General features: G+C 39.1%; 10 protein-coding genes. 1 reads left to right on the top strand and 9 read right to left on the bottom strand.

What is annotated here, in order from left to right; genetic code table 11:
• Positions 1-101: 101 nt before the first annotated feature.
• Complete coding sequence (locus I8752_RS06890) at positions 102-5,501, top strand: trifunctional serine/threonine-protein kinase/ATP-binding protein/sensor histidine kinase (protein ID WP_214431565.1); 5,400 nt, start codon at positions 102-104, stop codon at positions 5,499-5,501.
• Between the two features lie 223 nt (positions 5,502-5,724).
• Here the strand turns inward: I8752_RS06890 and aroB are convergent, their stop codons facing one another.
• From aroB to I8752_RS06845, 9 genes are all read right to left on the bottom strand, one after another.
• On the bottom strand, positions 5,725-6,816 hold the full coding sequence (aroB, locus tag I8752_RS06885; RefSeq protein ID WP_214431564.1) for a 3-dehydroquinate synthase: 1,092 nt from the start codon (positions 6,814-6,816) through the stop codon (positions 5,725-5,727).
• Positions 6,817-7,124: 308 nt separating this feature from the next.
• Positions 7,125-7,673, bottom strand: coding sequence for a pentapeptide repeat-containing protein (locus I8752_RS06880; RefSeq protein WP_214431563.1), 549 nt, complete (start codon positions 7,671-7,673; stop codon positions 7,125-7,127).
• Positions 7,674-7,925: 252 nt separating this feature from the next.
• Positions 7,926-11,531, bottom strand: coding sequence for a hybrid sensor histidine kinase/response regulator (locus I8752_RS06875; RefSeq protein ID WP_214431562.1), 3,606 nt, complete (start codon positions 11,529-11,531; stop codon positions 7,926-7,928).
• 360 nt (positions 11,532-11,891) lie between these two features.
• Entirely contained in the window at positions 11,892-15,170 is a 3,279-nt protein-coding gene (locus I8752_RS06870; protein WP_214431561.1) for a GAF domain-containing protein, read from the bottom strand.
• Positions 15,171-15,291: 121 nt separating this feature from the next.
• Entirely contained in the window at positions 15,292-15,777 is a 486-nt protein-coding gene (locus tag I8752_RS06865; RefSeq protein WP_214431560.1) for a chemotaxis protein CheW, read from the bottom strand.
• Positions 15,778-15,816: 39 nt separating this feature from the next.
• On the bottom strand, positions 15,817-16,179 hold the full coding sequence (locus I8752_RS06860) for a response regulator transcription factor (protein ID WP_214431559.1): 363 nt from the start codon (positions 16,177-16,179) through the stop codon (positions 15,817-15,819).
• Positions 16,180-16,518: 339 nt separating this feature from the next.
• Positions 16,519-17,724 (bottom strand): response regulator, encoded by a 1,206-nt coding sequence (locus I8752_RS06855; protein WP_214431558.1) that lies wholly within the window; start codon positions 17,722-17,724, stop codon positions 16,519-16,521.
• A 929-nt stretch (positions 17,725-18,653) separates the two neighbouring features.
• A complete protein-coding gene (locus I8752_RS06850) occupies positions 18,654-20,447 on the bottom strand; it encodes a peptidoglycan-binding protein (protein WP_214431557.1) in 1,794 nt (597 codons plus the stop codon).
• A gap of 248 nt (positions 20,448-20,695) precedes the next feature.
• Positions 20,696-20,923: a hypothetical protein gene (locus tag I8752_RS06845; protein WP_214431556.1), complete on the bottom strand. Its 228-nt coding sequence runs from the start codon at positions 20,921-20,923 to the stop codon at positions 20,696-20,698.
• Between the last annotated feature and the right edge of the window lie 79 nt (positions 20,924-21,002).

The following is a 21,002-nucleotide window of genomic DNA, read 5'->3' as shown; positions in this document are numbered from 1 at the left end:
TTGAGAGCTGAGAGCCTTTATATTAAGTGAGTTAGAAACTGCGAATATTTGGGAAACATACTGTAAATGAATCAGTTTGTTTGTCAAAAAGGTTACTAAAAATGACTACAGCAATCGAGCCACTGAGCAAAATCCTGGGTTATCGAATTAGCGAGCGATTGTATACAGGCTCTAGAACCCTAGTTTATCGCGCAATCCGCGAGGTGGATCGACTGCCAGTGGTCATCAAGATACTCAAACAGGAGTATCCTACATTCAATGAATTACTTCAATTCCGCAATCAGTACACCATTGCCAAAAATCTTGACCTAGCTGGTATTGTTCGTCTTTACAGTTTGGAACCTTATCACAACAGCTATGCACTGGTGATGGAGGACTTTGGTGGTATCTCTTTACGAGAATGGATACACAAACAAGCCAACAGCAACTGCGATCGCCTGAAAGGGTTTTTGGAAATTGCGATCGCCCTAGCCGCAATTCTTGACCAACTCTACCGCCTGCGAATTATCCACAAAGACATCAAGCCTGCCAACATTTTAATTAACCCAGATACCCAGCAGGTGAAGTTGATTGATTTCAGCCTTGCTTCCCTACTGGCTAGAGAAACCCAGGAAATTTATAATCCTAATGTTTTGGAAGGCACTCTCGCTTATGTGTCGCCAGAACAAACCGGACGGATGAACCGAGCAATTGATTACCGCAGTGATTTCTACTCATTAGGCGTAACTTTTTTTGAACTACTCACCGGACAATTGCCTTTCCAATCTAACGATCCGATGGAAGTAGTTCACTGTCATATCGCCAAACAACCTCCTAGCGTTGACAGCTTAAATCCTGATATTCCCCCGGTGCTGTCTCATATCATTAGCAAACTGATGGCGAAAAACGCTGAAGACCGCTATCAGAGCGCCTTGGGGTTGAAATACGATTTAGAGATATGTCTGAACCAACTGCAAGCAACTGGGCAGATCGATACGTTTAAGATTGGACAACGAGATGTGTGCGATCGCTTCAGTATCTCAGAAAAGCTCTACGGTCGTTATAACGAAGTTGCAAGTTTGCTAGCGGCTTTTGAGCGAGTTTCTCAAGCACGTAGCGAACTCATGCTAGTGACAGGTTTCTCTGGTATCGGCAAAACTGCTGTAGTCAACGAAGTTCACAAACCGATTGTGCGACAACGAGGTTACTTTATTAAAGGTAAATTTGACCAGTTTGGGCGCAACATTCCCCTGTCTGCATTTTTACAAGCATTTCGTGAGTTGATTGGGCAACTGCTCAGTGAAAATGATACCCGATTAGAACAATGGAAGCAGAACATTCTCTCGGCTTTGGGAGAAAATGCTCAAGTTATTACTGAAGTTATCCCAGAACTGGAATGCATAATTGGTAAGCAACCTGCTGTCCCCGAACTCTCTGGGAGCGCTGCTCAAAACCGCTTTAACATCTTATTTAAAAAATTTATCCAGGTATTTACTATCAAAGATCGTCCTCTGACGATCTTTATCGATGACTTGCAGTGGGCAGATTCTGCTTCTCTCAAGTTTATGCAACTGTTAATGAGCGAAATAGATAGCCGATATCTTCTGCTAATTGGGGCTTACCGGGATAATGAAGTCTCTGCAACCCATCCACTGATGCTGACGCTTCAAGAAATTGAGAAGTCACAGGCTACAGTCAATACAATTACTCTTGCTCCTTTAGATCGGCCGTCGGTGAATCAATTGATTGCTGATACATTCAGTTGTTCGCTAGAGTTAGCTTTGCCATTGACAGAGTTGATATTTAGCAAAACTCAAGGAAATCCGTTCTTCACAACTCAGTTTCTCAAAGTACTACACGAAGATCGGCTGATTGCATTCAATTTTCATGGCGGTTACTGGGAGTGTGACATTGCACAGGTAAGATCGCTTGCTCTGACTGATGATGTAGTAGACTTCATGGCAGTTCAACTCCAGAAGTTACCCCAAACCACTCAAAAAGTATTGCAGTTAGCGGCTTGCATTGGTAACTCTTTTGACTTGGAAACACTAGCAATCGTCTCCGAACAATCCCCAACCCAAACCGCTAAAGAGCTGTGGAAAGCTCTCAAAGACAGGTTGATTGTACCGCAAAATGATGTTTATAAGTTTTTTCAACAAGAAATATTATTGAGCGATCGCGAGTCATTGCTAAACGCTCAAGCAGGAAAAATTACCACCAACTATAAATTTTTACATGACCGAGTACAGCAAGCGGCTTATTCATTGATTCCTCAAGACCAGAAGCAAGCCACTCACCTCAAAATTGGGCGACGGTTGTTAGAAAATACATCAGCAGCGAACCAGCACGAGAAAATTTTTAATCTTCTGAATCATCTCAATCTGGGTGTGGAACTGATTACTAATCCTAGCGAACGAGAGCAACTAGCGAATCTCAATTTGATAGCTGGTCGTCAGGCAAAGTCTGCAACGGCATACGAAGCGGCGCTGAGATATTTGTATACAGGCATAATGTTTCTCGAAGCAAATAGCTGGCAGACTCAGTACGAGCTAACGCTGAATTTGTATTTAGCAACGGCAGAAGCAGAATACTTGAATACAAACTATCTACAAGCAGAGCAGCATATAGAGACGCTTCTAGAAAATGTCAAAGAGACATTACAAAAAGCCAGTGTTTACGAAATCAAAATTCAATCTTTAATTTCTCAGTCTCAGATGCAGTCAGCGCTAGATGTAGCGTTAGAAATTTTGCAGATGTTAGGTGTCAGTTTAGAGCAAGAGGCGATCGCTACCTTAGAGATTGAAGCATTAATTGACCTGCCAGAAATGACCGACCCGGATAAACTAGCAGCACAGCGAATTTTGATGACCGTTGGCCCTGCGGTTTACCTTGCTCATCCCCAAATGTATCCATCAATTGTCTTTACAATGGTCAGTCTGTGCATTAGATATGGCAATTCTAGCCTTGCCGCTTATGCCTATGTCATCTATGGATTGTTACTCTGTGGTGGGGGGGATATTGAGTCTGGCTATAAGTTTGGTCAGATAGCGATCGATCTGTTAGAGCGTTTTGATAGCAGGAAGCTGAAATCTAAAGTTTACATGATGTTTAATGGCAACATTCGCTACTGGAAAGAACACTTACAAATCTGCTTGGAACCTTTGCAGGAAGGATTTCATGTTGGATTGGAAACTGGAGATTTAGAATTTGCTTGCTACAACGCTACAACATATTGCGATTTTTGTTTTCATACTGAGCTAGAGTTAGAAGTCGTGCTTGACAAGCAAGCTCAGTATCTTGAAGTTATTCAAAATTTAAAACAAGAGTATCAGCAAATTTATAGCAAAGTCAGCAGACAATTTTTATTGAATTTAAGTGGTCGTGCAATTGATAAGTTGCGTTTGGTTGGTGAGAGTTGCAATGAAACAGAAATGTTGCCAATCTGGACTCAAAATAATCTTGGTTTCATCGTATTTCTTGTATATTTATACAAACTGATTCTTGCCTATTTGTTTGCAGATTATGGTGATGCGGTGGAAAATCTGCGACTAGCAAAACCATATCAAAACTTTGCTATGTCCACAATTCATATCGTAAATTATAACCTGTATTCGTCTCTAGCGCTGTTGGCGCATTACCCAGAGGTATCAGCCAGCGAGCAGCAGCAATATCTGCAACAGGTGGATGAAAACCAAGCACTGATGCAGGAATGGGCAATTCATGCACCCATGAACTATCAACATATGTGGTGTTTGGTCGAAGCGGAAAGAAACCGGGTGCTGGGTAACAAAGCTAATGCCATCGAAATGTATGACCAAGCTATAAAGAATGCCAAACAGCAAGGCTACATCCAGCAAGAAGCGATCGCTAACGAACTCGCCGCTAAATTTTATCTTCACTGGGGCAAACAGCACATCGCGCAAAATTACATGATTGAGGCTTATTACTGCTATACCCGTTGGGGAGCTAAAGCCAAAGTTGCCGATTTAGAAACTCGCTATCCCCAACTTTTAGCTCCTATCCTCGAACAAGAGTCTTTTGCTTTTTCTACTAACGAAACAATCGTTGTATCTAATCGGATCAGTTCTCATAATTCTTCTTCAGGTAATAGCAATGCCTCTGTTGCTTTAGATTTAGGCGTGATTCTCAAAGCTTCTCAAACCCTGTCTAGGGAAATTGAATTAGAAAAACTCGTCTCTAGCTTATTGCACGTCGCTCTCGAAAATGCTGGAGCTGATAAGAGTGTGTTGCTGCTGTCTGAAAACGGCCGTTTGCTAGTGCAAGCGATCGCCAATATAGATAATTCTGCAACGCTACTCCACCCACAACCAATGGAAGAAAGCTTAGAAGTACCCTTGAGCTTAATCAACACGGTGAAACGTAGTTTGCAACCATTGGTGATTTTGGATGCAACGGTACATCCGAGATTTGCCAATGATTCATACATTCAGCAGCACCAGCCCAGAAGTATTTTGTGTAGCCCAATTTTGCATCAAGGCAAGTTGCTGGGTATTTTGTATCTAGAAAACAATCGCTCTATTGGCGCGTTCACTGACAATCGCGTTGATATCCTTAATCTTCTCTGTACTCAGGCAGCTATTTCTTTGGAAAATGCCCGTCTGTATCAAAAATCACTACAGTATAGTCAACAATTAGAGCGATCGCTGCAAGAAGTACAGCAAATACAGTTACAGTTAGTGCAGAGTGAAAAAATGTCAGCCTTGGGAAATCTAGTGGCTGGCGTTGCTCATGAAATCAACAATCCCGTTGGCTTCATTTCTGGTAATATCGAACCAGCTAAAGATTATGTGCAAGATTTGTTAGGGTTAATTAATCTTTACCAAGAAAAGTTTCCCGATCCTGGTTCAGAAATCGCAGATGAAATTGAGGCGATCGACCTAGAGTACGTGCGCGAAGATTTACCCCAGTTACTCGACTCGATGAATCTGGGCGCTAATCGCATTCGGAGTATCAGCAATAGTTTGCGAACCTTTTCCAGAACCGATAAAGATTACAAAGCACCCTTCAACCTTCACGATGGCATTGACAGCACAATTTTAATTCTGAGACATCGTTTAAAAGCCAACGAATTCCGTCCAGCAATTGAAGTGATTAAGAATTATGGTGTACTACCCTTAGTAGAATGCTTTGCCGGACAACTCAACCAAGTATTTATGAACTTGTTAGCAAATGCCATTGATGCTCTAGAAGAATCTAATCTAGGGAAGAGTATGGCAGCGATCGCCACCAAACCCAATTGCATTACAATCAAAACCCATGTAGCCCAATCAAGTCAGCACGTTGTGATTCGGATTGCAGATAACGGAGTCGGAATGTCCCAGGAAGTGAAGCAGAAAGTATTTGACCATTTGTTCACCACTAAAGCTGTCGGCAAAGGAACCGGATTAGGATTAGCGATCGCACATCAAATTGTAGTGGAAGCTCATGGAGGCACAATTGAAGTAGATGCCATTGAGCAAGAGAAGACGGAGTTTATAGTCACGCTGCCAATCGAGGCGTAATACCAAGTTCGCTTAATTATTTATATAGCTGGGGACTGGAGACTGGTGACTGGGTGAAAAGTCTTTTTGTGTCTAGGTTTGATCGTCTGTTGATGTCCTAACACTACTGGCGACCGCTATAATTCAAAATTCTCCGCATTTGGGAGGGGTTAAAGCAGAATTCCATAATATGAGCGTTTGATAACCCAATCCCCAATCCCCAATCCCTTTTACTCTTCATAAATTACATTGCCTGTAGTACCTGCCGAATAGTGTCTGATGGCACATCATCTGTAATTTGGACTACACCAATCTGTGTTGGCAAAATAAACCTAACTTTACCCGCTTTGACTTTCTTATCTAATTGCAATGCTGCAATAATTCCTTCAATATCTATCCCTTCTGGTAACTTAGTGGGTAAACCCGCTTTTTGAATTAAAGCGTTTTGACGTTCTGCATCTTCCTGTTGCCAAAGTCCCAAGTCCACAGCAATTTGTCCTGCTGCTACCATGCCAATAGCAACAGCTTCACCATGATTCACTAAACGATAACCCGTCAAGCTTTCTACTGCATGACCGATGGTATGACCATAATTCAGAATTGCCCGCAATCCAGCTTCTTTTTCATCTTTGCTCACAACATCGGCTTTGGCTTGACAAGAGCGCGTTAAAATAGCGCTGATGAGTTCGGGCTTGATGTAACGCAGTTGATTGAGATTTTTACTAGCTTCCATTTGGGAAAATAACTCAGCATCCCAAATCACGCCATATTTGATTACTTCTGCCATTCCCGCCCGAAACTCTCGCATCGGGAGGGTTTTTAACACTTCTGGGTCAATCAACACTCCTCGCGGCTGATGGAATGCCCCAATCAAGTTTTTGCCATGAGGATGATTCACACCAGTTTTGCCACCAATTGACGAATCTACCATTGCCAAAAGAGTGGTGGGTACTTGCACTACATTAATACCTCTGAGCCAAGTCGCCGCTGCAAAACCCGTCATATCACCTATCACACCTCCCCCCAAAGCCGCCATTGTGGAGGAACGTTCTAGACGGTTTTCTAAAGCAATATCGTAGAGTTTTTGGATAGAGTTGAGGTTTTTGTAGCGTTCGCCTGCTGGCAGAGAACAGCTACCTACTTCAAATCCCGCAGATTTCAGCGATGCGATCGCTTTTTCTCCATAATGCTTAAAAATCGTCGGATTAGAAACAACTAAAACCTTCTTGCCTAACTTCAATTCGGTCATATATTGACCCAGTTGTTCTAAACTCGCAGGTGCGATCGCAATTTCATAAGATTGCTGCGGTAAATTAACATTAATTATAGAAGTCATTACCCAACCCCAAACGCAAGCTTGTGGGCTGTATTCTACCGCAATCTGAGGAGTGGGGAGTAGAAAGTAAAAGGGACTGCCAAATAAATGCAGGGGAAAAGGTTAAAGGTTAAAGGGAAAAGCTCAGAATAGGTCGCCCACCATTCTACTCGCTTTTTACCTTCCCCCAAGCAAAGTCTTACCACCGATTTTTTTAATAGACTTCTTGCAGAAGTCGGGAAAAGGGGGAAAGGTTTGTTATTTTCCCTTTCCCCTTTAACATGAGACCCTTTTCCCACAAGAGTGCAAAAAGAACTTTTGCAAGAGGTCTAATAACTCCCAGCCCAAGTTATCCACTTATGGGATATGCCTATATGCAACATTCCCCCAGTCATCTCTTGTTCGGTGATGACTGCTTCTGTGAAATCTGCACCGCTGAATTCTGCTTCACTGATATTGCTACCAATCAAATTTGCCTTTCTGAGATTGGCTTTTCTCAAATCTGCCCCACTCATTTCTGCCTCGCTAAGGTTTGCACCTGCTAGGTTTGCCAGACCTAAATTGGCACTCCGCAAATCTGCACGACTTAAGTTAGTTGCTTCCAGATTGACTCTAATTAAGTCTGCACCAATCAAGTTCACTTCACTCAAGTTGGCATTGTTTAGGTTAGCTCCACTCAAGTCGGCATCAGTCAAATTTGCCCTACTGAGATTACATCCACTCAAGTTTGCTTGACTGAGATTAGCTCCACTTAAGTCTGCTTCAGTGAAATTTGCACCTTTTAAGTCTGCATCATAAAGATTTACCTGATGCAAATTAGCTCCATCAAACTTCCGTTCTCCTGCTGCATATAAATTGAGAAGCTTGTTAGCATCCATAATTATCACCTCATAATATCTATTGGTAAGTAAGTTTAGTTATGAGTTAACACTGCTCAAACCACACCAAAGATAAAAAGACGATTTTGGGAGTTGCCAGCAACCAGAGCTTTAGAGAAACTAGTAATTTTATTGTGCTATATTTTTGGGATTTTGGAACATTTACTTCATGAAAATCAAAACTATTTTTCTACTGAGTTTTCTGCTTTTAAATTGATAATTTACTTAAGTACTAGTCAATAATCAGCATTTTTATTGTGTTTGAGTCATAACTAATGTAGTTAAATTGTTCATATTGCTATTTACTAGACCTTCGACAGTAGAAAGAAACTCATGCTCTAAATAAGGTTTCGTTAAATAAGCCTGTACGCCTAATTCTTGAGCAAGTTGGCGATGTTTATCAGCGCTACGAGACGTAAGAATAATTACAGGTATTTTAATGAAATCTGGGTTTTGACGGAGATTGCTTAATAACTCAAAACCATTCATTCGTGGCATCTCTAAATCGGAAATCACAATCTGTATTTCAGGATGCTGTTGCAACTGCTCTAGAGCTTCGATTCCATTTTGTGCTTGTATTACTTGATAGCCTGCCTTTTGTAATGTGAGACAAAGAGTTTGTCGAAGACTAATTGCATCATCGACTATCAAAACTACTTTTGGTGTTTTCTTATTTGGTTCTAGAGGCGTAATTGGTTGTTGTTCTATAGTATCTATAGAAGCAGAGGCAGTAAGTAACGGGATTGATGGAGCGGGATATCCTGATATTTGCAAAGAATTTTTACTAGCAGAATAAGCTGGTGGTAATTTTGCAATATCAAGAGTCGTTTGCATTTCGTTAGATTCTAGTAATAGAGCACCATCAATTACTAAAATGAGATTACCATTGGCTAAACTACTACAACCATAAATATATTTTGGCGGAGCGATCGCATTTCCTAAAGGTCTAATTACTAGTTCTTGTTCGCCAATGATTTGGTCGATTTCTAAACCAAAAATTTCTTGATTTCGCCGCAGCAAAAGCACGGGGTTTTTCATAATTTCTGTGCCACTATTAGTAGGCGCACTGGGTAAACTGGCACTGTTGAAAAACGAACCGCGATAAGACATCAATTCTGAAAGGTTATGGAGACTAACTATAGTTTCATCTTGCTCTGTGTTCCAATGTAATACTTTTTTTCCTTGATACTCCTTAATTTGCTGAGTTGAGGGAATCAATATTTTTGCGATACTATCCAAAAGTAAGGCATAAACAACACCTCTCGATTGGACTAACATTAATTTATCTGTAGTCATAGAAAAAGGTATTTTAAGTATAAAAGTTGTTCCCTGTTTAGGTAAGAATTGTACTGAAACTGAACCGTTAAGTGCCTGTATTTGCGAACGGACAATATCTAATCCTATACCGCGTCCAGAAATTTCACTTACTTTCTCAACGGTGGTAAATCCTGGCGAAAACATTAAATCTAATAATTCTGATTCAGTCAAATTAGCAGCATAGTTTTTAGCTTTTTCTTCAGTTTTTATGTGATAAAGCTCAATAGCTTTTTTCCGAAGATTGTCTAAATTTAACCCTTGTCCATCATCTCGAACCTCGATAATAGTTTGGCTTCCTTGATGATAAGCACAGATTTCGATGGAACCTTGTTCTGGTTTGCCATTTTCTCGGCGAATTTGTGGAGATTCAATACCATGGTCAAAAGCGTTCCGTACTAGGTGTAATAATGGTTCGTAAAGCTTTTCAGCAATGGCTTTATCTACTAGTACTCTTGTGCCAGTGAGTCTCAATTTTACTAGTTTGTTATATGCATTCCCCAACTTTTCGATCGTTTGGGGAAAACGATTAAGAATGTTTCCTAATGGTAACATTCGCGCTTCTACTAAATTATCGATGATACTAAAAGCTAGATTCTGTTTTTTTTCACTTATTTGAATAGCTTGTTTGAGGAGTAAATCAAGGGACTCTGTAGTTTCTTGTAGTTGTAGTGTTTCTTCTATAGTTTCGTTCAACGTCAAATTAAATTCTGTATATACATCCATTTCTAGAGCGTCAAAGTTCACACTAGCAAAATTTTGTGTGTATTGTGATGTGAAGTTTTGTTTCTGTAATGGTAGATCGCGTAATTGATTTAAAGTTTCTTGATGTCTGTTAAGTCGCTGTAATAATTGTTCGATAATTTCTTGGATTTGTTCGTCATGTAAACTCCGGCGTTTTTGCTGAATTAATAATTCTCCTGCTAAATAATTGATGCGTTGCAGACCCTCTGTATCCACACGTACAAATGAACTTTGGCGAAATTTTTTTGTTTTATCAGACTGGGATTTATCTTCTATTTTTTTGTGAGCTTTGATATTTAAAGTAGGAATATTTGTAATTTGATGTTCGTTAGCAGACCATGGATCGACTGATTGTAAATGATTATTAATTTGATTACTGTCTGTAGTTCCATCGGGTTCAACTTCATTATTAGTATTTGTATCAACTTTTCCTCCCCATATTGTCTCTATAAGACTATCAGCTGGATCGGATATTTTTTTCAGGAATAACAACCTTTGTAATTTAGGGTTGTCGAGCCAATTTTTTTCTTTAGCTGTTACAGGAGGGTATTTTTTATATTCTTTTGCTAGCTGGCTGATTTTGTTTTGCAGTTTTTGGATCGAGATCGAAGTATTATCATTTTTATATGCAGAATACTGAAATTTAGCAACAGCAAGTAAAATAATTAAAATGACTCCGTGACGATAAAGACAAAGATTGTAACTATCTGCTTCGTCTCGCACAAAATTAAGAAACTTACCTAACCAATTTTCTAAATAAATAAATTGATTTTCTTCCTCGTTATTTGAAATCAGCAGAGTCAATACAAGTTCTGACTCTGGTATTTCCATTTCATGGTTAAACCAACCTAAAATATACTGAATTACTTTTAAATATAACTTGGCAGTTGTTGGTTTGATCCGTTCGTTTTTAGTATTGCCAGATGTAGTTAAAAATTGGTAAAATTCTTCACTAATACTTACAAATGCTGGGGCTGGGGTAGTAGATAAATCAGATTGTGATTCTACAGATGCCGCTAATGCGAATTTTTGTAAAGCTAGAGAAGGCGTTCCACCAGAAATGCGATCGCCTGCTAGAATCTCTTTTTGTGCTTGCTGCAAATTGGCAAGAGCAACTTCTGCAATTTGGCATACCTGGGTAGGATTTGCTTGCAGTGCTGCTATAATTGTTTTGGCAATTTCTCCAAATCCAGGTAAGTTTAAAGATTCTGCAAGTCCCAGAAACACTTCAGCTTGCGAAACTAGCAAATTTACAAAACTATGATTGTCTGGAGGGTTTTTAATAGCTTCTCTAAGACTTTCAATGCGTTGCTGTACCCCGACTTCAAATATTGATTGAACAATATCAAATCCTAATTCTTGAGAAGTAGGGATATGAGTATCAGCACCAAAATCATCGCCAAGTTTTATTTGTAATTGAGCAAAAACTGAAGTAGATCGTTGAATAATTTCCTCATCATCTACACTACTTCCTGTTAGCTCTTTTGTTAATGCTAAGTGCAAACATTCGTAAGCTTGGAGTAAGAGAGTTTGTAATTCGGCATCAATTAGCAAATCTGGGTTATACAGAGCTTTAAATACATCTTCTAGAGAATGAGCGATCGTCTTAATTAGTTCTAGCCCAACGGTAGCAGCTCCACCTTTAATTGTATGAGTTGCCCGCATCAGATTATGTATTTTTGCAATGCTATAATCTTCTGACAAGCTAAACAATTCTTGCTCGATAGTTTGTACTAACTCTGGTGCTTCTGCCAAAAAATAGCTATAACCTTGTTCGCGGATTTCTGAGTCTGTCATCATAAAAGTCGGAGAAATAATTTAATCATTAAAAAGTAAATATAAAAATTTTTGTTAAAACAGAATCCAGAAGTCAGGAGCCAGAATTTAGTATGATGTTTGTGCGACTTGCGAATGGATAAATGGGTTTAATACCCCACACAGTTGAAAATTTTATAGTTTATAATTTACGATCAATTCAGACCGACCATTTATTGATTCTGATTCCTGTATTCTGATTCAATGAATAATACTTTCTATCATTTTTCATCCCCTTGTTTGCTACTAACAATTCACAGTTAAGAGTTAGTTGTAAAGTTTTGAATCTGAGATTTTCAAGTATAAATTTTCAACTTCCAACAACTATTAACTCATAACTATTTTTCAGCTGACTTTAAACTTACTTGCCGTTGTTAATAAATCTTGTGCCATTCCCGATAAATCTTGGAAGACAGCAGCAATTTCTTGAGATTCAGCAAAGGTTTTATCAGCAATTTCTGCGACATCTTTCATTGATGTTGTTACCGTTACAGATTGCCCCATTTGTTTATGAGTGGCTGCGGTAATTTGTTGGATTAGCTGACTAATTTCGGCAGTTGCAGAAACGATCGCATTTAAGTTTTGGCGAGTTTCACTGACAAGATTTGTTCCTTCTACTACCTGCTGAATACCAGTTTCCATGGCTACAGCAACTTCTCCTGTTTCTGCTTGAATCTCTTGGACTAATTTTTCAATTTCGATAGTGGCTGCTGCTGACTGACGAGACAAAGAACGAACTTCATCGGCTACCACTGCAAAGCCTTTGCCATATTCACCTGCACGAGTAGCTTCAATCGCTGCATTCAAAGCCAGTACGTTTGTCTGTGTGGCGAAATTACTAATTAAGTTCACTACTTTGGAGATTTTTTGCGAAGACTCGCTGAGGCGTTTAATCTTTTTACTGGTTTGAGCAACGGTATCGCGGATCGCTTGGATGGCTTTGACGGTTAAATTCATGGCGGTATCGCCAGACTCTACAGTTTGATTGGCTTGTTGCACCGCTGCTTGTACCAACTCGGCGTTAGCTACCACAGCTTGAGTAGAGTCCACCATCTGTTGAATCTCGCCTAAAGCTTGAGCAATATCATCAGACTGTTGTTTTGCGAGATTGGTCAGTCCTGCTAGTGAAGTATTGCTATCGCCAGAGGTTTGAGCAACTTGTTGGGCTGCTGCTTGGACTTGAATGACAATTTGCCGCAGTGCTTGCAGGGTATTATTGTAAGCATCGGCAATTGTACCTAGTTCGTCTTCTGTAATTGGGGCGCGTACTGTTAAGTCGCCGTTCAGGGCTGGTCTGAGGGCTGTTAAGAGTTGAATAGATCGTTGTTGCAGTAGTTCTTTGTCTGCCTTTTCTCGTGCGGCTGCTTCTGCTAGTTTTGCTGATTGCGCCTGTAGTTGTTGCAGATATTCGGTCTGTTGTAATGCTAGTCCTAACTGGTCGCCAATGCGTGCTAACAAGCTGACTTGCGATTCTTCCCAATCGCGGGAACCAGAATTTTGATAAGCTGCCAGCAGACCCCACAATTGCTCGCCAAAGAATACAGGCACAATTACATAAGCTTTAACTTCAAACTGCTCTAACATATCAATGTGGCAAGGAAAATGTCCCACTTGATAGATGTCATTGACGACAAAGCTTTCACCTTTGGCATATCGACCTCCTTGAGTTTCTTGCAAGTGAGTATCTTCCCAAACGGTTTTGATATCAGAACCTACTAGTCTTACCCAGTTATGTCCCACTGACTCAGCGATAAATTCGCCACTCCAATTGGGGTGAAAGCGATAGATGGCGATGCGATCGCATCTTAGTAATTGCCGTACTTCTTGAGTGGTTGTTTTGAAGATTTCTTCTACATCTAAAGATTGCCGAATGCGATTAACTATCTTGGTAACAGCTTTTTCTTGTTCGGCTAACTGCGCTAGTTGTTTGGATTTCACCCGCACTTGTTCGAGATATTCTGCTTGTGAGATCGCTATACCAAATTGCAAGCTAATTTGTGTCAAAAAGTTGACTTCCCAAGGTTGCCAATCACGAGAGCCGGAGTTTTGATAAGCTGCCAATAAGCCCCACAATTGGTCGCCAGAAAATACAGGTACAATCACATAGGCTTTAGCTTCTAACTGCTCTAACATCTCCACGTGGCAGGGAGAATGACCTACTTTATAAATGCTATTAGCTACAAAGCTTTCATTTTTGCTATATCGACCTCCTTGATTTTCTTGCAAGTGGCTATCTGCCAAGATAGTTTTAATATCAGGCCCTACAAGTTTTATCCAACCATTACTCACTGACTCAGCGACAAATTCACCACTCCAATCGGGGTTGAAGCGAAAGACACCGACGCGATCGCATTTTAGTAATTGCCTGACTTCTTGAGTGGTTGTTTTGAAAACGCTGTCTATATCTAATGATTGGCGGATGCGGTTAACTATTTTTGTTAAAGCTTTTTCTTGTTCGACTATTTGAGTTAATTGCTCGGATTTTGTATTTACTTTTTCGATATATTCCGCTTGGGAAATAGCCACACCAAATTGCAAGCCAATCTGAGTTAAAAAGGCTTCTTCCCAAGGTTGCCAATCACGAGGCCCGGAATTTTGATAAGCTGCCAGCAAGCCCCATAATTTTTGTCCAGAAAATATCGGTGCAATCATATATGCCATCATTTGATATTGCTCTAAAATATCAACGTGGCATTGAGAATGACCTGCTTGATAAATGTCATTAACTACAAAACTTTCACCCTTGGCATAACGTCCTCCTTGGGTATCTTGCAGGTGCGTATCTTCCCAGACCATATAAAAGTCAGGGCCGACCATTTTTATCCAATTATTACCAACAGACTCAGCGACAAACTCGCCACTCCAATCTGGTTTAAAACGATAAACACCAACGCGATCGCATTTTAGTAATTGCCTGACTTCTTGAGTGGTTGTCTGAAATAATTTATCGACATTTGATACCCGCAAAATCTTATCAACGACTTTAGCTACTGATTTTCTTGCTAATAACCGCTGATGCAATTCGTTTTGAAATTCAAAGTTTTGTAATCTATAAACTAGTTCTGTTGTAACTTGAGATAAAAGAGTAATTTCTGCTTCTTGCCACTGCCGTGCTGAAGTACAGCTGTTTACTGCTAGTAAACCCCAAATTTTACCTTCTACGACAATCGGTAAACTCAAACTAGCTTTGACCTGAAATTTCTCTAGCAGTTGTTTTTGATGGGGGGTAAGTTGTATCTGATTGATATCGTTAACAACTACAGGTTCTAAATAATCTTGATTGGTATATAAGCCAAAAAGAATTCCCGGAATATTTTCACCTTGCGTAGGTGTCCAACCTAGGGTTCTAGACTCTGCTAAAACGATACCAGATTCCAGCGAATTAAATTGATAAATTAAAGCGCGATCGCTAACGATTTTTTCCCTAATTTTGGCAACAGTAACTTTCAGTAGCGTCTCTATGTCTGAAGGTTGACGCATTTGATTTAAAATCTCTTGCAATTGCTGCCGCCAAATTTTAAATTCCTGAGATACTAAATTAATGCTAGTATCCTGATTTTCTAAAGATTTTACTTCCGAAAGTAGATGCTCGTTTTCCTGACTGTTATGATAGGCGATCGTCATTTTCAAAAACCTCAAGCTGTGTTATTATCAAAGTAATTATTTGCTACTTATAAGCTAGATATCATAGGAAAATTTTGACTTATCGTGTTGTGATATCTGGCAAATGTATAATCTCGATACATTAAAAAATTTCCGATGAATTATGAATAGCCCACATAGGAGATTGGATAATTTCTACTGCATCCAAATTAAACATCATATCATTAGTATTGTTAATAAAGTATCCTCGTAAAAAAGGTATCATTTTAGAGTAAAATAAATCAGCAGATGGAGATGTCATTTGACTAACATCAAGCCATTCAATATCCATTGATTGCCGCACTAACAGACCCAGAAATTTCCCTTCTATCTCTAAAACAATAGCCATCATTTTTGAGAGAAAATTTCCTCCTTGCGAAAGTGATGGATAACCTAACATTTCTTCTAAATCAACTAACCAAAGCATCTCGCCACGCCAGTTATATATACCCAAAACACAACTAGGTACTTGAGGTACAGCACATATTTCTGCTAATGATATTTGCACAACTTCTGCTACGTGCTGCAATGAAATTACTGCTGTATCTGTTATTCCTAAATTAAAACTTAAAAATTTCTGCTTTTCCAAAGTTATTTGTCCTTTTACAATCACTCGTGTTATGTATTTTCATTTACTTAATTGCTTTAAAATTAATATGAGTTCTTCTTGATTAATCGGCTTAGAAAGATAACCTTCTGCACCCAACATATTGCCCCAAATTTTATCTACATCGCTATTCTTTGTCGAGCAAAAAACTACAGGTATCTTGCTAGTATGGGGATTATTTTTTAGCTCTCTACAAATTTCAAATCCGCTTTTTCCTGGCAAAATAACGTCGAGAAATATTAAATCTGGCTTGGTTTTATCTATTTTGACCTCAGCCTCTTCACTACTTGTAGCACTCATCACAGAATAACCTGCTTGTTGCAAGTAACGGCTGAGGATTTCCATATCAGTCAAACCATCTTCAACAACTAAAACAGTATTCATAGTAACTACCTATCAAATTCTCCTAAAGATAAAAAGCAAAACTCCAACGTGTATCAAAATTAGATAAATACAAGTTTTTGTTGTTATCCAATTTTGATCCATCGTTTTTATATATGACTCAGAAAAAACACGCAATCTTTACATTTTGTCTTAAAAAAACCAACCCTAATTTATTAAAAACAAATCATCACTGATTGATGAATAATCCCGCACAACACAAACAACTATGCAATTAGAGCCTGAAGTAAAACTATGTTTTAAACTTTCTTATCTATTGCTACTTAAATTTTTGATTTCAGATATTTCATCTAAAACCTCAAGTCTGAGATTATTTTTCTGTTACCGACAAACTTCTAAAGAAGATTGAGGTTTGCTTTTAACTTGAGTAGGAACCTGTGTAGGTAAATACTTACGTACTACACTCATTACTTTATCCGCTGCTACAGGTTTAGTGATAAAATCTGTAGAACCCACTACCTTAGCACGGACTCTATCTAAAAGACCGTCGTTACCTGTTAAGATGATCACGGGTGTGTTGGCAAAAGCAGAAATTCGTCGCAACTGAGTGCAGATTTCGTAACCACTGGCGACTGGCATGATTAAATCTAAGAAAATTAAATCTGGCTTATCTTGAATGATGGTTGGTAGGGCTTGTACGGCATCTTGAATCTTGATAAACCTTAGTCCATTTGAGGTGACAATTTCCTCTAGTATTTTACAGACTTGAGCGCTATCATCTACACAAGCTACTAGTGGAGCAGTCGATTTTTTTGCTTGTGTAGAGATATTGTTTTTTACATTCGTAACTGACAAAGGCAAATCAGGCACTTCCACTAGTTCAATAATGCCTTTGAGAATACAAGGAAGTAAGGAACGGCTGAGAGGCAAAACACTCTGCTTCATTTTTGCAGCCAAATCTCGCAGTGTATATTTGCCGTTAATCAAAGTTACAAAGTTTTTGTAAACAGATGGACTTACCAACTGCTGGAGTTGTTCTGGTTTCCGTAAGACTGGTGCTAAGTCAGGAGCAAAATTTGCCAAGCCAGCTTCTGACCAAGTATTCCACGAGTCTTGCATATGCTTCATAGACACATCTGCACTTGTGAAGCTCATTGGTGTTTCTAAGATAACTTCTTGATTGCGATCGCAACTAGCAGCTACAAAATTTGTTTGTTGAGCTAAGTCAAACAAAAGCTCTGCGATCGTGCTTTCTACAATAGCATTAATTTTTTCTCTTTGAATTTTTTGTTTTTTATACAAAATTTCCCAAAGCCGATAATCCCAGTAACTAATTGATATGTCTTGCTGGCGTAACTGCATTTTATCCACATCAATTTGGGGGCAATATTGAGCCATATAACGCCGCCAACGTCTGAAAGGATGAGTTCCCCCACTTGCCCAAACAATTCGTCCCAGACGATAGTAAAAAGTCCATTGTTTTCCCTTTGAACTTTTAATATTTAATTGACCGTTATATTGCAATTGAGTACAGGTTTTAAATTCATTAAGTATATTATTTGATACCATCAGTTCCGGGTGGGTCATACTTTGTTCCCTGAATTAAGAAGTAAGTCAGCCCTTTCAAAACCCACACTAGCTATATAGTCATTTGCAAGCATCCCAACGTTCGCAAATCTAATTGGGAAGCTAATTATAATAGCAGCCCGTTTATTTTATATGTGTGAGCATATAGCTTTCTTAAGCCAACTTTGAGAAACTCAACAGCAGTGAGGAGATATTAAAAATATTACTAGTAGAGGAGCCATTTCATACAGAATTTACTCTCAAACTACTCTACTCACTAATTTTTTATTTCTCAAATAAGATTGCTATACTTCAATATTAAAACGCATTCATTACTATCATATTATTAAGCAAACTTATACTAATTTATAACCGTGGAATTCCTGATTTTTGTTTAAAATAACAATGTGTTAGATAAATTTTAAATTATCTTATTTGATTTTTTATAATGTAAATATATATGAAAAAGTTATTTTTCTTCATATTTTCTAGATTATCAGCTTGAAAAAGCGAAATATCTTATTTTGACTAATAATATTTATAGTTCATCATCTATGATATGGAATTGCTGAACGCCATCATCTGAATTGCGTTGAATTAGCGAACAGATAACAGTCGGTTTTTAGAAAATTTTAGTATAGCCGTAGTCATACCCGTTAGGACAATTGCGATTGCTCAAAGCCTTACAGCAACTTACTTTTGTCCAGACGCGTAGACGCTCGTAAGAGGGTGAGAGAGTCGCAATCTTGGCGGTGAGGCAGTCCGGTCTTGGGGTCTCCCCAAGTAGAGGAACTGCCGTTAGCGCAGCGTTAGCGAGTCTTCTCCCAAGGGGAGAAGGAGCGTCACTCTCGAATCCGGAGGGCTTCTCGTAAGAGTATAATCACGTCTCTACTTTGCTATAAATCAAATGGACAAACAGCAAAAGCCTACATTACTAATGAACTTTCAATTTAATCTTGGAACACCATGATATTACCAGAATAGCAAGCTACCCAAACTTCCCTAGTTTCTGGATCGTAAGTAATCCCAATTGGATTGGCATCAACATTAACTTTTTGGATTACTTTCATGTCACTGGTACGAACTTTACTTACTGTGTTGTCGCCGTAGTTAACAACGTAAAGCTGTTGACCGTTATCTGATAAAACCATGCTACGCGGAGCGTTGCCTGTGGAGACTTTATTAATTAATTTACCACTTGGCAAACTAATCTTGGCAATTTTTCCTTCACCATTTAATGAAGCGTAGAGATAATTACCAGCGGGATCTATGTTTAAATGACGTGGCGAACTACCAATATTTTTGAGCCATCGAACTGAAAAATTTCTGAGATTTATTTCCGCGATTTCATAAGAACCCATTACAGCAACATAGGCTTTTTCGGAAGCAGCATTTACGACAATTCCCCTGGGATATGGCCCTAATTTAATCCGTTTAATTTCTTGATTATTTTTAGTATCTACAACACTCAAGTCCCAGGAACACCAATTACTAACTAGTACAAAACGTTCATCTGCTGAAGTTGCAACAAATTTTGGTACAGATCCAACTTGAATGACATCATCAATATCTAGAGTTTCAGTATTAATTCGATACAAAAAACTTCTGTCAGTCTTTTGATCTGGACTGCATTTATCGCTACCAGGTCTATTAAAGCCAGGGCCATACATATTGTAGTTAGAAACCCAAGCATACTTACCATTATGGGAAAAACTGGCTTCGACAGGTGCGCCTTTGTAATTACCTTTGAAGTTTGAATAACCATATTGGGATAAATTTACTTCATCAGGAATGACTTTGACTAACTCATAATTTCGGTTGTATACAGTTATCGTATGGTTATACATCATGTTTTGGGCAAAGAATAAACCATTACCCGAATACACTACTGATTTAGGCGAAATCTTGCCAGAAATAGTTTTTGTGAGCTTCATCTGGCTTTGAGGACTGGGAAAAATTTTCTGGATATCGTCTTTTTTGTCCTGGTTTTCTGATGGTTTAGAGATTTCAGCAACTACAGGATGGGAAGGAGTAGTTTGAGAAATTGAAGATATCAGTATTTCTGGACTAGATTCTAATGCTGATAGTGTTTTGGGGCCAGCAATACCATCAACAACTAACTTATTAGCTTTTTGAAATCTGATGACAGCCGCTTCTGTTGCAGCATCAAAATATCCTGTGATGGGTTCCTTAAAATATCCTGCTGTATGCAGTTTTTGTTGAAGAGACATGACTTGAGAATTGTTGATACCCCTTCGCATAAGTGGAGGAGAGACAGCTAATTTTGGTTGCTCATCAGTAACTGAAGAAGACGGGGTAGTGTCTTGGGAGAATGAGGGTATAGGTGTTCTCGAATCAGATTCCAGCACTGATAAAGTTTGAGAACCAACGATTCCATCAGCGATTAGCCCATTGGCTTTTTGAAATTTAATCACAGCTGCTTCCGTTACAGGGCCAAAATATCCTGTGACAGATTCTTTGAAGTATCCAGCTGCTTGTAGCTTTTGCTGGAGGGCTATTACTTGCGAACTTTTGTTGCCCTTTTTTAGAGCAAGAGCTGGGTTAGACCAACTAAAAGAACCCAAACCAACTGCAAAAGAGGCCAAAAGCATCAACGCTCCACTACGCTCCTTTGCCGACTCTAGTTCTTGGAAAAATAAACCATAATCAGCAATAGTTTGTAGTTCTGAATTAGCAGTAGCCTCATAAGTTTCGGCTAAATGAAGGTAGGCAAGTGTATCCATAGTCAGGGAATAGCCAAAGCGAGAATGAGTAAAAAATATTACTTAGTTTTACATAATTATACTTGGAAATTTGTAGATATTAAATGAGTATGAAAGTTTTTCTACATCTGTTTATCAAACCATTTAGTCGGATATGACTCACAAATTACATCTGGTAGCAAAAAATGAGGAATAATAATCGGTGGGCTTTTGGCCCACCTTACAGAAAGCAAAAATTTGCTTTAGCGAACTATTAGTCCCCATGTCTGCTATTTCAACTCGTCTCGGTCTACATCATCTTGGTTGGAGGAGTGGGTGATGTTCCTTTGGGATCTGATGGAGCCAAAGCTGTAGGCCATAGCTATTTTCACTATGTCAAAATATGCAGGATGATTGTCTTTGTTGACGATCGCTAAAGATATCGACCCTGCCACTAAGATGATTAAAATTGGCGACAGTGTTTCTTGGTTGAAGCCGTTGCTGTTTTTGTTTGGCATGATGTGATTTCCTATTGTGGAACCTCTGGCTAAGGTATTGAACTTTGCTATGAACCTAGAATAAAAACCTTGCTGGCGA

Origin of the sequence: Dendronalium phyllosphericum CENA369 (assembly GCF_016056275.1) — a bacterium.
Taxonomy (GTDB): Bacteria; Cyanobacteriota; Cyanobacteriia; order Cyanobacteriales; family Nostocaceae; genus Dendronalium; species Dendronalium phyllosphericum.
The sequence above is the reverse complement of the archived record's forward strand: the minus strand, read 5'-3'. Positions and strand labels throughout refer to the sequence as shown.